This is a genomic window from Desulfoluna butyratoxydans (assembly GCF_900699765.1).
In the GTDB taxonomy this organism is placed as follows: Bacteria; Desulfobacterota; Desulfobacteria; order Desulfobacterales; family Desulfolunaceae; genus Desulfoluna; species Desulfoluna butyratoxydans.
Map to the genome: position 1 here is coordinate 481,857 of NZ_CAADHO010000002.1, position 13,973 is coordinate 495,829.

Genomic DNA, 13,973 nt, shown 5'->3' on the forward strand with positions numbered 1-13,973 from the left:
GCTTTATCTGTCGGTGCGAGGCTTGCTCGTGTACCGGCCTCCCGAACGCTTGCGATACTTAGGTGCGTTGGGACGGCGGGTCTGACGAATCGGTCGGGGACTCTTCGGCTGACGCGAAGTGGCCTTGGGTTCATTTGCCATTTCGACAGGTGCTTCTGCAGGGGCCGTTTCAGGTTCTTCCGCAGGGGCTGCCTCAGGTTTTTCCGCAGGAGCTGCCTCAGGCTCTTCCACAGGAACTGCCTCAGGCTCTTCCACAGGAACTGCCTCAGGCTCTTCCACAGGAACTGCCTCAGGCTCTTCCACAGGAACTGCCTCAGGCTCTTCCACAGGAGCTGCCTCAGGCTCTTCTGCAGGAGCAGTTTCAGGCTCTTCCACAGGAGCTGCTTCAGGCTCTTCTGCAGGAGCTGCTTCAGGCTCTTCTGCAGGAGCTGCTTCAGGCTCTTCTGCAGGAGCAGTCTCAGGTTCTTCTGCAGGAGCCGCTTCAGGTTCTTCTGCAGGAGCCGCTTCAGGCTCTTCCGCAGGAGCCGCTTCGGGTTCTTCCACAGGGTCCGCTTTAGGCTCGGGTTTATCCGTAAGGGTTAACTCGGGCATGGCTACAGTGGACGTCTCTGGGATATCCGAGGTTCCTTCATCTTCCGGCGGCTCTTCCATGGCGATGGGATCAAGCCAGGGAGAGTGGGCTGCCGGGCCTTTGGCGGGTCCTTTTTTGGCCCGGGGTGACCTTGATTTACGGGGTTCCCTGGGGGCGGTCTCCTCACGGGGAGTATCCTCTTCCTGGGAACTTTCAAGGTCAGGCTTCTGGGTATCGGCTTCCTGTGCCTTGGGCTCCTGACGGGAAGACTGGGGCTTTCGAGATCTCTGACGCTGATTGCGTGACGGAGACTTCACCTCCTGAATCAGCTCGTCAGCGGGGTACTCGCAGCTCAGCTTGTGGCCGAGGAGCTCCTCAATGGCCGGGATGTAATAGGAGTCGTCTTCACAGGCAAAACTCACGGATGTGCCTGTGGCGCCTGCCCGGCCGGTACGACCGATACGGTGGACATAGTGCTCGGGGTCCTGGGGCAGGTTGTAATTGATGACGTGGCTGATTTCATCGATGTGAAGACCGCGGGCGGCCACATCCGTAGCCACGAGCACCTCGACCTTGCCGGATCGAAAATCCTCCAGGGCACGGATGCGCTTGTTCTGGGCCACTTCTCCGGAGAGCAGGTCAGCCTTGATTTTGAGCTTGTTGAGGCGCTCGGCAAGGTTTCGTGCCTGGTCCCTTCGGTTGGTGAAGACCAGAACCTTGGTGAGCTTTCTCAAGGTAATGAGGTTGTAGAGGAGGGGGAACTTCTCATCGGTGGTGACCAGGAAAATCTTCTGGTCCACGGATGCGGACTCCACGGTTTCGGGCTCGATCTCTGTGTGATGGGGATCCCGGGTCCACTGCTCGGCCAGGCGCATCACATCACTGGAGTAGGTGGCGCTGAAAAAGAGGGTCTGGCGCTGCTCCTTGTGGGGAGTGGCGTAGACGATCTTACGGATATCGGGGATGAAGCCCATGTCCAGCATGCGGTCGGCTTCGTCGATGACCAGGATCTCCACGCGGGAGAGGTCCACCAGCCTCTGGTTCTTGAAGTCGATGAGGCGGCCCGGGGTGGCCACGATGATATCCACGGGACCGGCCATGCCTTTTTTCTGCTTGTCGTAACCGGTGCCCCCGAAGAGGGAGACGATGGTGTAGGGGGTGAACTTGCAGAGGGCCCGGGCATCTTTTTCGATCTGCAGGGCCAGCTCGCGGGTGGGGGCAAGGATCAGAGCACGGGGAAATCCGCGCTCGGGGCCGCCACGCATGGGGTGCTTTGCAATGTGGTTGATGATGGTGATGAGAAAGGCCGCACTCTTTCCGGTACCGGTCTGTGCTTTGCCGATGGCGTCCCGGCCCTTCAGGGTTTCAGGCAGGCAGCCCGCCTGAATGGGGGTGGCGTACTGAAAGCCCAGGTCGGCAATGCCCTGCATGAGCTTGATGGGCAGGTCAAGGTCGTGGAAACGGACCTCGCCTTCTTTTTCCGGAACCTGAAAATCTTCAAGCTTCCAGGCAGGCTTTTTGGGCTGCTTCGGGGCCGCGTTTCGTTTTGGGGCCTCTTTTTTGGGAGAGGCCTCACGCTGGGGTCGCTGGCTCTGGGAGTTGCGGCCGTTCCGGTTTGGTGCTTTCTCTTCACGGGGTTTCTGGCCTTCGGAGGCGCGTTTGGCAGGGGCCTGTTTGGTTGTCTTGCCCTTGGAGCGCTGTCGGGAATCACCGCGTTGGGACTTGGCCGCGTCCTTTTTCTGGTCGGTGTTCTTCTTGTCCCGGGGCCGTCGTTTTCGTTCAGCCCGCTCTTTTTTTGCCTGTTCTTCCGCTTTTTTGCGTGAGAGTTCCGCGAACGGTATGGCCGACGAGTCGTCGTCCTTGCTCGATCCTGTGACAAATTCCGCTATGCGTTTAAATAGGTTTCGTATCAATCGTATTTCTTCCCAAATCGTTTCAGTTATGTTGCGTGTGATTGGTGATTGAGACCATGGCCACGGTGCGTAAAGTCAGGCGTACGTGTGGCTCGGGGAGTCGTGCCCTGATCGCTTTGGATGGCTCAGATTCCGATGAGGCCTTCGAAGAGCACATCCCTTTCGTCGATGGATGGATGCGGGTGCGGCCTGCCGGCATCACGATCCTTCGGTGGGGGGGATATCGGAGCGGTCATCCTGTGAAAAAAAGACGGTTTGACGCCCCGGTCCTTTGTGCTACAACCAGGGCATCCCGCTTTAGGATGTACCTTATATACAGGCAAGAGGCCCATTTAGGCAATATTTTTGATAAATCCTTTTAAATATAATAGATAACGGGAAACAATTCCAGTGGTAAGAGCGCATGGTAAAGAGAGGCTGGTGACCGCCCTGGTGGCAAATGAAAAAGGCGAAATCTTCGATCTGGAAGGTTACGCTGCCGTGGGACGATGCGGAGAGATGCTCATTCCCCTCACCGTAGGGGAGACCTTGTTCATGCCGGACGGAGGCGAGCTGATGCGGCTTCCCGACCGGTACGCCCTGGTCTGGAACATGGAAGAGGGTGTGGTAGAGACCCTCTCCCACAACCCGTACAATCCCGAAGAGCGTATTTTTCCGGTGGCGGCCTTCAACTCGCCGGGATACGTGAACACCGCCCAGGCCGCGGCCGTGGAAGAGGACGGCGCAGAGCCCCTGCCCCTCTTCTCTTATTGTGCCGTGGGGTGGTATGATGAGGGGTTTCGCACCGCCTCCTTCAGGGTGGACGCCGAAGAGCGCCAGGAACTTCGCCTCATGCCCATTCCCAAGGTCAAGGACGGGGTGGAGGAGATGCGTGAAAGGTTTCCCGACAACCGCCTGTTCCGTCATCTGGAGCGTTGCGCCCTCTCCTACGGGTGCCCGGCTGCCAAGAACCTGTATATCGGACGATGCGAAGCGCCGCTGCCCACCTCGCGCCAATGCAACGCCCGGTGCCTGGGGTGCATCTCCTTTCAGAGCGGCCCCTCCCTCTCCTCCTGCCAGGACCGCATCGATTTTACCCCCAGTCCCGAAGAGATCAGCCAGGTGGCCCTTACCCACTTTGAGCGGGTACCGAACGGGGTGGTAAGCTTTGGTCAGGGCTGCGAAGGGGACCCCTTGCTTGCCGCAGATGTGATTGAACCGGCCATTGCCCTGATCCGTGCTCAAAACACCACAGGGACCATCAACATGAACACCAACGGCAGCCTGCCCAAGGTGCTGGACCGCCTCTTTGCCGCAGGCCTGGACTCCATCCGGGTGAGCATGAACAGCGTGAGAAAAGAGATCTACAGCGCCTATTTCCGTCCCAATGGCTACTGCTTCGAAGATGTGGTGGAGAGCTTTGCCGTGGCCAAGGAGTACGGGGCCTACAAAGCCATCAACTACCTCAACGTGCCCGGGGTTACCGACTGCCTGGAGGAGGTGGAGGCCTTAAACACATTTGTTGAGGCGTGCTCCGTGGACCTCATCCAGTGGCGCAACCTGAACTTTGACCCCTTAAGGTACTACACCCTGATGCAGGAAGCCGGTCCCGTGGGACTGCCCGTGGGCATCCGGCGCATGATCATGAAGCTGGAAAAACGGTTTCCAAAGCTCAAACACGGCTATTTCAACCCTTCCCGGGAGATGTACGACACCCGCCCCGGGGGCCGGAACGTGCCAAAAAAAGCCGTGGGCAAGGCAGCAAGCGGGGCCAAGAAAAAACGGAAGTAGCCATTTAGCTTAAAAAAGCCTCCGGCGGCCCTGCCGGGGGCCAAACTTTTAGAAAGTTTGACAAACAGGTCTTACCAACGACTTGGACCCGTCGAACGTTATGGATAAGCCGACTGTTTTAACCTATCGGACATACCTCGTAAGAGGGAATATAAGAAATAAATAGTCGAATTGACCATGAATGCCCCAGCGCTTTTCCCCGAGGAACGAGGGGGAAAGCGCTGGGGCAACCAGCTTTCAAGGTGGCTCACCTTGCCGCCGGAGGCATCGCTTTTGGTTGTTTTCCAGGGGCCGAATCAGCAACACAGTTAAGGAGAATACTGCCATGGCATGGCTTGAGATACGTGTGACCTATACCCCGAAAGGGGACCTTCCGGCCGATGAGCTCATCGCCGATGAATTTACCGCAGTGGGGATCGGATCGGTCTCTGTTACCCTTCCCGATGTCGAGCCTGTGGAGGGGTGGGATCCCGGCGGATACAGCCAGGACACCGAATACGCTGTCACCGGCTACCTGACTGCAGACGGCACCGAAGGGGAGGCAGTTGTCGCCCTTGAAAAGCGTCTTGGTGCCCTGACAGAGCGAACGGGCATTGCCTGTGTTGTTACCACCGACACCATTCCCGACACGGACTGGAACGAGGCCTGGAAAGAGAACTTCAAGCCGGTGCACCTTACCGAGCGGTTTGTGGTGCGTCCCACCTGGGAGGCCTATGAGCCCGCCGAAGGCGAGAAGGTGATCTCCATCGACCCGGGCATGGCCTTCGGCACAGGCACCCATCCCACCACGCGCCTGTGCGTGGAGATGATCGAGCACCACACCAAAGAGGGTATGACAGTCCTGGATGTGGGCACCGGATCCGGGATTCTTTTGGTGGCGGCCAGCCTGTGCGGGGCAAAAGAGGGGCTGGGGGTGGACAACGACCCCGTGGCTGTGGAGACCGCCGCCGAGAACCTTGCCCTCAACCAGGTGCCGGATTGTTTTTCGGTTATCTGCGCCGATCTCATCTCCCAGGCGGGTAAAGCCTACGACCTGGTGGTGGCCAATATCCTGGCCGAGGTGGTGGTGGAGCTTCTCGGTGACATCCACAAGGTGGTCCACGACGACTCCCTGGTGATCCTTTCCGGGATTCTGGATGAGAAGGGCCCCATGGTGGAAGCCCGCCTCGATGAGACCGGGTTTGACCTGGTGGAGAGTCACCTTGAAGAGTCCTGGCTCGTGATGGTGGCAAAGAAAAAAGCATCGTAACGGTTCCGTTCAAAAAAAAAGCAGCCCCCGGCGACCGTGCCGGGGGCCATCCCCTTGCCTATTTTTCAAGCTGGGTTTGGCAATCTGGTTTTCTTTGTTGACGCCCCGCAACACTGCCTCGCCTTTTTCGTTTTTCACCTGCACCAGAACATTTTTTTACGCAAAGCTGAACGCGAAGGGGACCTTTTTTCAAAAAGCGTCCCGCCGGAGATATTCCGGTTAAAGCCAGGTGAATTTCATATGCCCATCATCATGTCACCAGCCAGCCCATCTCACCGGGTCACGGCTCCACAAACGAAAGCAGAAAAGAGCACTCCCGACCCCGGGGGCCATGCCTTAAAACAGCAGGCGCGTCAGGAATAGCTTGCCGTTTCTTGACGTTTTGTGTTTATCTATAAGATCTTTATCGTATGTACCTCGCCGCTGGGAAATGCTTCCTTGAGAATCGCCGACATCTTTCATGATGACCACGCAACGTGTTGACCAAGCGATATGGCTTTGTCGATATCTGTGGGTGCTCTTCTGTATTCAAGGGGCGGCGACATGATGTGAACCGGATCAGTGAACGGATGGAATGAATCATGATGATATCTCGCAGGAATCGCAGGTGGGGGTGCATATGGCTGGCGGCCCTTCTGATTGCCGGTTGGTCTTCTGCCCTGTACGCCGGGCCCCTTTTTAACGAGGGACGGACCCTGTACGGAAAGGAGCAATACAAAGAGGCCTCGAAGGTGTTGAAGCAGTCCCTGGAGGCCGAGGCCGAGAGCAATGAGTCGGCGACCCTGCTCCTGAGCGACTGCTACCTTCGGCTCAAGAAACGCTGGAAGGCCGTCAGTGTGCTGAAAAAGGGGGCCGAACGCCACCCGGAGAGCTGGGAGATCCACTATCGTCTCGGCAACCTCCAGGAGGAGACCGGAGACTACTTCGGGGCCCTGTCCGCTTTTTATCAGGCATCGCAGCTGAAGCCCGATGACCTGCCCACCACCTTTCGGCTGGGCATGGCTTATGACGAAACAGCTCAGATGGAAAAAGCCCTTGAGGTATACCGGAAACTGCACCGAGCCGGGTCCCCCCTGGCCCCGAAGCTGCTGCGGATCATCCAGGGCATGGATTGACAAAGCCAAGAGTGGGGACCGTGTTCAGCTAAGCAGGTTTCATATTAATGCACTCGTTGAGGCGCACAATGCGGCTGCCTGGGCGATGTGACACCACACCGATCAGCTTCCGAGGCCCTGAAGGGGAGGGATGGAAACTGTCTGATGACCCAGGCTGATCGTTATTCAAACATATCGTAAGGAGCATGAAAATCATGGTGAAGGTAGGTATCGTCGGATGGAGAGGAATGGTCGGCTCGGTTCTCATGGAGAGAATGCGGTCGGAAAATGATTTTCAGGGCATCGACCCGGTCTTTTTTACCACCAGCCAGGCAGGCCAGAAGGGACCGGACATCGGAAAAGAGATCCCGGTGCTCCAGGACGGGTTTGATGTGGAGATCCTTAAAGGCATGGAGGTCATCGTCTCCTGCCAGGGCAGCGACTACACCAAAAAGGTACACCCCCAGCTCCGCGAGGGCGGATGGAACGGTGTCTGGATTGATGCGGCCTCTGCCCTGCGTATGTCCGAAAAAAGCATCATCGTCCTGGACCCCGTAAACCGTGAGGTCATCGACAAAGGGTTTGATGCGGGCATTCGGGACTTCATCGGCGGCAACTGCACGGTGAGCCTCATGCTCATGGCCTTGGGCGGCCTGTTTGAGGCGGGCCAGGTGGAGTGGCTCTCTACCATGACCTACCAGGCGGCCTCCGGTGCCGGCGCCAAAAACATGAAAGAGCTGGTCTCCCAGATGGGCGCCATCAACGAAGCGGCGCAGCCCATCCTTGACGGCCCCGTGGCTGCCGTGGACACTGCCGTGGCCGGTGCCATGCGGGGTGACGCCTTTCCCACGGACAACTTCGGTGCCCCCCTGGCCGGCAGCCTCATTCCCTGGATCGACAGCCCCATGGAGAACGGTCAGACCCGGGAAGAGTGGAAAGGGGTTTCCGAGACCAACAAGATCCTGGAAAACGAGACGCCCATTCCCATCGACGGTATCTGTGTGCGCATCGGTACCATGCGCTGCCACAGCCAGGCCATTACCCTTAAGCTTAAGGACGACCTGGAGATCGCCGAGGTGGAACGCCTGCTGGCATCAGCCAACGACTGGGTGAAGGTGGTTCCCAACACCAAGGAAGCCACCTTGAAGGACCTCACCCCCACGGCCGTTACCGGGACCCTCACCGTGCCCGTGGGCCGTATCCGAAAGATGAACCTCGGTCCCGGGGTCATCAGCCTCTTTACCGTGGGTGACCAGCTCCTCTGGGGAGCGGCCGAGCCCGTGCGCCGCATGCTGAATATTGCTGTGGAGAAGCTCTCCGCCTGATCCCTTTGCTTCCTGCGGGAAGCACACCTAAAAGAGATCTGTCAGTTGTAAAGAAAGCCCCCGGCATACCTGCCGGGGGCTTTTTTTGTTGCCGGGGAAAAGCGAAAGGCGCCCCTGCAAATAGCCTTTTCATGGGCGCGCCTCCGGCGGCCAGGTGGGGGCACCTGGAAACCCTGTGGCGAATGCATGAAGGCTGCCATTGTGCAAGCGTTATCGAGGAATTCGCGTGGGGTGTGACATATATGCATGGAGGCAGTCATCATGGCCTTGAATATGGGCCTTGGGCAGGCCATACGCGCCCGATCCGCAGCAGGGGAGTCCGGGAGTCAGATCACTGATGGAATCTGATACTTTTGATATCAAGCAAATATCGTCACTTTAACTGTTGCGAATGCGTTTTTTTCAGATTTGCTACCAAAAAATGGCGAAATCCCGAAAATACGCCCGTCGCCGGCTTCGTAACGCGGAATGGATCACGATGGCTGGGTGGGGGTGTTTTGTATCTGGTATCTGATATATCTGTGTAATAAACTAAAATTATTGCTTTTCTTGTTCGAGTTCGGTAATAATACCGATTTACCACCCACGATGGACGGTTTCGGAAGGGCTTCCCAGCGATGGCTTTTGCGAAACCACGACCTGGTTTATCTCATGCATACCACCTTGCGGTGTTTCCCGACAGGACGGCCAAGAGCCCGCCCCATAGGGAGTGGTGGCTTTGGATGTCTCCGTCTTGTGGCCCCGTTGGCCGCAGTAAAAAGGGAGATCCCGGCAGAGAATAGGCCCCATGCCTCAGTCAGGCATGGAGGCAGCTAACCGATGTGGGACCAAGGGGGTTGTTTGAAAATCTTCGAGATCACTTTGCGCCGACGGATGTCTCGCTGGCGTGAAATGATCTTTTCTCGTGTGAGATATGGATTCGCACCCGTGTAAGGAGAGACAAAGATGTGTCGTTTGTTTGCAATCACCAGCGAAGATCCCGTATCGCCCATGGTGGCCCTTGAGGCCCTGGACGTGATGCGGGAAGGCCATGACGGCTCCGGTGTCGGGCTCTTTTTAAGGGACCTCGGCGGACCGTTTGAAACCATGAAGGATGCACCCATCCTCTCGGGGATCTTTACCGAGGCCGGGCTCCGTCGCCTTGACGTCAAGATGATGGAGAAGGGCTTTATTACCAAATACAAGATCTCCTTCAAACTCGACAAGACCCCCCCCGAAGGGGTGCCCAAGCGGGACGTTTATCTCATCCGCGCCTATGAATACCCCGAGGAGTGGGAGGACTGGAGCTGGGAGAAAAAGCAGGAGGAGCTTACCCGCATCCGCCTGGAGCTCCGCGCCATGGGTGAAGAGGAGAAAGACATGATCGTCTTCTCCTTCTGGCCCGATGTCATCATGATCAAAGAGATCGGCGATCCCCTGACTGTCGGACGCTACCTCAAGCTTGACGCCAACGACATCCAGGCCCGCATCATCATGGCTCAGGGACGCCAGAATACCAACTACGCCATCAACCTCTACGCGTGCCACCCCTTCTTTGTCCAGGGCTTCTCCACCATGACCAACGGGGAGAACACTGCCTTTATTCCCATCCGGGAATTCCTTCAGAAGAGGGGCTTTGAGGGGTACATGGGGTTCAACTCCGACTCCGAGGTGTTCACCCATATTCTGCACTACATGCAAAAAGAGCTGGGCCTGGGGCTGGAGTTCTACAAGCACATCATCACCCCCCTGGCAGGAGAAGCCCTGGCTTCCCACGCCAACAGCGATCTGCTCACCCAGCTGAAACACACCTGCAGGCGCCTGATCATCGACGGGCCCAACTGTGTCATCGGGAGCCTCCCGGACCACAGCCTGTTTATGGTGCAGGACAGAAAGAAGCTGCGCCCCGGGGTCATCGGGGGACGGCCCGGAATCTTCGCCTACTCATCTGAGATTTGCGGCCTGGATTCAGCCATTCCCGACCGAGACAAGTCCAAAGATTTTCAACCCATGTATCTCGACACGGCCATTGTGGGTCCCGATCGTCAGGAGGTTCAGATATGTCGGCAAACGGAACGATTACACCTTCCTCATTAAGCATCAAGGATCTGCACTGGCAGATCGACTGGAACAAGGATGCCTGCACCCTCTGCGGCCAGTGCACGGCAGTCTGCCCTGTGAAGGCCCTTGAGCTGGGGGTCTTCCGCAAGCGGCACGTCGACGTCCCCATGGGGCTCAGCGGCAAGGTGGAAAACAAATTTTCCCTGTTCTACGGCATTCGCCAGAAGACCGAGCCCAAGCACGCCTGCATCGGGTGCGCCATGTGCTCCCAGGTCTGTCCCAACGACGCCATCCTTCCGAGGCGGAACGACGAAGCGGACAAGCAGCGCTACCACATCGACCAGGGCGGTCAGCCCCTGAAGCGGGGCGGTCGCAGGAAGTCCGAAGGCGCAGGGATCCTCGATCGGATCAAGTTCACCCGTATTTCCATGCTCACGGACCCGGCCCTGGATGCCGGGCGCCACGAGTTTGATATCAAGACCCTTCTGGGTCGGGTGCTGCCTCCCAAGGAGCAGATCCAGCGCCAGATGAAGGGCGAGTGGGTCCCCCCGGTGCGGGAGATCTATCCCCTTGTCATCGGCGGCATGAGCTTCGGTGCCCTGTCCCCCACCATGTGGGAAGGGCTCCAGATGGGAGTGGCCTACCTGAACGAAGAGCTGGGCATGCCCGTGCGCATCTGCACAGGTGAGGGCGGGTGCCCTCCGCGCCTGCTGCGCTCCGAGTTCCTGAAATACGTCATCCTCCAGGTGGCCTCCGGCTACTTCGGCTGGGACGAGATCATCCACGCCATCCCCGAGATGAAGGTGGATCCCTGCGCCATCGAGATCAAGTACGGCCAGGGCGCCAAGCCCGGCGATGGCGGTCTCTTGATGTGGCATAAAGTCAATAAACTGATTGCGGCCATCCGCGGCGTCCCCACCGGGGTCAGCCTGCCCAGTCCGCCCACCCACCAGACCCAGTACTCCATTGAGGAGTCCGTGGCCAAGATGATCCAGTCCATGTCCATGGCCTGGAACTTCCGGGTGCCGGTGTACCCCAAAATTTCGGCGTCTTCCACCTCCCTTGCGGTTTTGAACAACCTCACCCGAAACCCCTACGCGGCGGGTCTTGCCATCGACGGGGAAGACGGGGGCACCGGGGCGGCGTACAATGTCTCCATGAACCACATGGGGCACCCCATCGCATCAAGCTTACGGGACTGCTACAAGACCCTGGTGGAGATCGGCATGGAGAACGAATTGCCCCTGTCTGCCGGCGGCGGCATCGGCAAGAACGGGAACCTGGCGGCCAACGCGGCCTCCCTCATCATGCTGGGGGCCAGCATGGTGCAGACGGGCAAGTACGTGATGCAGGCGGCAGCCGGCTGTGTCGGTTCCGAGGCCGACCGGTGCAATGTCTGCAACCTGGGGATCTGTCCCAAGGGGATCACCTCTCAGGATCCCAGGCTCTACCGTCGCCTCGACCCGGAGCATGTGGCCCAGCGCGTGGTGGATATGTATGTCTCTTTTGACACCGAGCTCAAAAAGATCATCGCACCCCTTGGCCGATCCACCTCCCTGCCCATCGGCATGTCCGATGCCCTGGGGATTGACGACCGCGACGCGGCAGAACGTCTCGATATCAAATACATGGTGTAACCGACATGAAGAGCAAGACGAAAATTACCATCCATGGAAAGGAAGAGGGAACCCGCATTGCTTCGCGCCAGATGGAGGAGAAGATCCAGAAGGCCGTCGCCAAAGGGTACCGACAGATTGAGGTGGATGCCTTAGGGCAGCACGGCATCGGCGGCCGCCTTCACGGCGCCGGTGATGAGAAGGTCTCTGTCAGGATCACCGGCACCTGCGGTCAGCGGACCGGGTCCATGGGATTTCCCAACACGACCATCGAAATCATGGGGGCGGCCTCCGACGACATCGGCTGGCTCAACGCCGGGGCCGAGATTATCGTCCACGGCAACGCCTCCAACGGCGCGTGCAACGCCATGGCCCAGGGCCGTGTGTCCGTATGCGGCAACATCGGCGCCCGCGGCATGACCATGACCAAGGAGAACCCCCGGTTCGAACCCCCTGAACTCTGGGTGCTGGGGTCGGCCGGTGACTATTTCGGCGAGTTCATGGCTGGCGGCACCGCCGTGGTCTGCGGCTGGGATCCCCAGAACGAAGAGAACGTCCTCGGCTACCGCCCCCTGGTGGGCATGGTGGGGGGACGGGTCTTTTTCCGGGGTCCCATCAAAGGCTACAGCCAGGGCGACGCCCGCATGGCCCCCATCTCCGATGAGGAGTGGGAGTGGCTTGCAACGAACCTGAAGTCCTTTCTTTCCCGTATCGGCAAAGAGGACGCCTACACCAAGCTGGCCCGTCGCGACGACTGGCAGCTCATCGTGGCCCGGACTCCCCAGGAGAAGATGGGAAGCGCAACCCGGTCCATGGCCTCCTTTCGCCGTGAGGTGTGGGACAGCGAGTTGGGGGAGGGGGGACTCATCGGAGACCTTACCGACCTGGACATGAGCCATGTCCCCGTCATCACCACCGGAGAGATGCGGCGTTTTGTGCCGGTGTGGGAGAACCAGAAGTACGTGGCACCCTGCCAGGGGGCCTGTCCCTCGGGTATTCCCGTTCAGCAGCGCTGGGGACTGGTGCGAAACGGTCTGGTGGACGAGGCCGTGGAACTGGCCCTTCACTACACGCCCTTTCCCGCAACGGTGTGCGGCTACCTCTGCCCCAACCCCTGCATGGCGGCCTGCACCAAGCAGTCGGCCTTTATGCCCTCCATCGACATCAAGCAGCTGGGCAAGGCGAGCATTGCGGCCCAGGTACCCAGCGTGCCGGAGGTGTCCGGTCGCAAGGTGGCGGTCATCGGCGGCGGGCCCGCCGGAGTCTCCGTGGCCTGGCAGCTGCGCATGGCCGGCCATGATCCCGTGGTCTACGACACCGCCCCCACCCTGGGCGGAAAGATCGCCTCGGTGATCCCGGAGAGCCGGATTCCCAAAGAGGTCCTGGATGCGGAGCTTTCTCGCATCAGCGAGATTCTGCCCCACATCCATCTCCAGCAGCCCTTGTCCGCGGTGGAGCTCGATCGGATGAAGGCGGACAACGACTTTATCGTCATGGCCGCAGGGGCCCAGAAACCCCGCATGCTCGATATCCCCGGAAAAGAGCGCCTGGTCACCGGCAACGATTTTCTGGCCGAGGCCAAGGAGAACAAGGCCAAGCCGGGCAGAAAGGTGGTGATCATCGGTGCGGGCAACTCCGCATGTGACGCCGCCACCGAGGCCGTGCGCTGCGGGGCTGAGGATGTCACCCTCATCGACATCCAGGAACCCGCCGCCTTCGGCGAAGAGAAAGAGGCCGCCGAAAAGGCCGGGGCCAAGTTCAAGTGGCCCTGCTTTACCCGGGAGATTACGGACAAGGGCGTGCTGCTCACGGACGGAGAGCTTCTGGAAGCCGATACAGTGATCCTCTCCATCGGGGACATGGCCGATTCGGAGTTTCTGCCCCGAAGCGTCACCATTGCCCGGAACGGTTACGTCTCCGTGGACGAGAACGGCCAGACCACCGACCCCTCGATCTTTGCCATCGGCGATATCACGGGGCTCGGGCTCATCACCGACGCCATCGGCGCGGGCAGGCGAGCCGCCGAGACCATCGACGCCATCAGTAAGGGCAAGCGTCCGTCTGGACGGGACCCCCGGGAGGTGATCGCCAAAGACCGCATGAACCTGGCCTATTTCGACCCCAGGCTCTCCGTCTTTGAAGATCTCCAGACCTGCGGAACCGAATGTTCGTCATGTGGGAGTTGCAGAGACTGTGGTATCTGTGTTACCTTGTGCCCCAAAGAGGCGATTGAAAGACGCGAGACGGGGAATCCGAGCTCGCCTTTTGAGTATGTGGTGAAGACGGATCGCTGCATTGGCTGCGGATTTTGCGCCGATGCCTGCCCGTGCGGGATCTGGACCCTGATCACCAACACCCCCATGGGGTAAAACCGGTTTTATATCGGTTTCAAGGT

At 59.0% G+C, this 13,973-nt stretch carries 9 protein-coding genes; 8 read left to right on the forward strand and 1 reads right to left on the reverse strand.

Annotated elements, in window-relative coordinates; translation table 11 throughout:
• Window positions 1-3 precede the first annotated feature (3 nt).
• Window positions 4-2,484 (reverse strand): DEAD/DEAH box helicase, encoded by a 2,481-nt coding sequence (locus tag MSL71_RS07200; protein ID WP_246317737.1) that lies wholly within the window; start codon window positions 2,482-2,484, stop codon window positions 4-6.
• A 390-nt stretch (window positions 2,485-2,874) separates the two neighbouring features.
• On the opposite strand from MSL71_RS07200, the gene MSL71_RS07205 reads away from it, so the two are divergent.
• From MSL71_RS07205 to MSL71_RS07240, 8 genes are all read left to right on the forward strand, one after another.
• Window positions 2,875-4,254, forward strand: a complete 1,380-nt coding sequence (locus MSL71_RS07205; protein WP_246317738.1) for a radical SAM protein — start codon at window positions 2,875-2,877, stop codon at window positions 4,252-4,254.
• 325 nt (window positions 4,255-4,579) lie between these two features.
• Entirely contained in the window at window positions 4,580-5,503 is a 924-nt protein-coding gene (gene prmA / locus MSL71_RS07210; protein WP_180138241.1) for a 50S ribosomal protein L11 methyltransferase, read from the forward strand.
• Window positions 5,504-5,557: 54 nt separating this feature from the next.
• On the forward strand, window positions 5,558-5,866 hold the full coding sequence (locus MSL71_RS07215; protein ID WP_180138243.1) for a hypothetical protein: 309 nt from the start codon (window positions 5,558-5,560) through the stop codon (window positions 5,864-5,866).
• 218 nt (window positions 5,867-6,084) lie between these two features.
• Window positions 6,085-6,618: a tetratricopeptide repeat protein gene (locus tag MSL71_RS07220; RefSeq protein WP_180138245.1), complete on the forward strand. Its 534-nt coding sequence runs from the start codon at window positions 6,085-6,087 to the stop codon at window positions 6,616-6,618.
• 194 nt (window positions 6,619-6,812) lie between these two features.
• A complete protein-coding gene (asd, locus tag MSL71_RS07225; RefSeq protein ID WP_180138246.1) occupies window positions 6,813-7,922 on the forward strand; it encodes an aspartate-semialdehyde dehydrogenase in 1,110 nt (369 codons plus the stop codon).
• A gap of 945 nt (window positions 7,923-8,867) precedes the next feature.
• A complete protein-coding gene (locus tag MSL71_RS07230; RefSeq protein ID WP_180138248.1) occupies window positions 8,868-9,998 on the forward strand; it encodes a class II glutamine amidotransferase domain-containing protein in 1,131 nt (376 codons plus the stop codon).
• On the forward strand, window positions 9,962-11,599 hold the full coding sequence (locus MSL71_RS07235; RefSeq protein ID WP_180138250.1) for a glutamate synthase-related protein: 1,638 nt from the start codon (window positions 9,962-9,964) through the stop codon (window positions 11,597-11,599). The genes MSL71_RS07230 and MSL71_RS07235 overlap by 37 nt, the downstream gene beginning before the upstream one ends.
• 5 nt (window positions 11,600-11,604) lie before the next feature.
• Window positions 11,605-13,947, forward strand: a complete 2,343-nt coding sequence (locus MSL71_RS07240; protein ID WP_180138252.1) for an FAD-dependent oxidoreductase — start codon at window positions 11,605-11,607, stop codon at window positions 13,945-13,947.
• Window positions 13,948-13,973 lie beyond the last annotated feature (26 nt).

Bases quoted from the DNA above. Each gene is read 5' to 3' on its own strand.
- prmA (WP_180138241.1), top strand. From the start codon at position 4,580: ATGGCATGGCTTGAGATACGTGTGACCTATACCCCGAAAGGGGACCTT.
- MSL71_RS07230 (WP_180138248.1), top strand. From the start codon at position 8,868: ATGTGTCGTTTGTTTGCAATCACCAGCGAAGATCCCGTATCGCCCATG.
- MSL71_RS07220 (WP_180138245.1), top strand. From the start codon at position 6,085: ATGATGATATCTCGCAGGAATCGCAGGTGGGGGTGCATATGGCTGGCG.
- MSL71_RS07235 (WP_180138250.1), top strand. From the start codon at position 9,962: ATGTCGGCAAACGGAACGATTACACCTTCCTCATTAAGCATCAAGGAT.
- MSL71_RS07240 (WP_180138252.1), top strand. From the start codon at position 11,605: ATGAAGAGCAAGACGAAAATTACCATCCATGGAAAGGAAGAGGGAACC.
- asd (WP_180138246.1), top strand. From the start codon at position 6,813: ATGGTGAAGGTAGGTATCGTCGGATGGAGAGGAATGGTCGGCTCGGTT.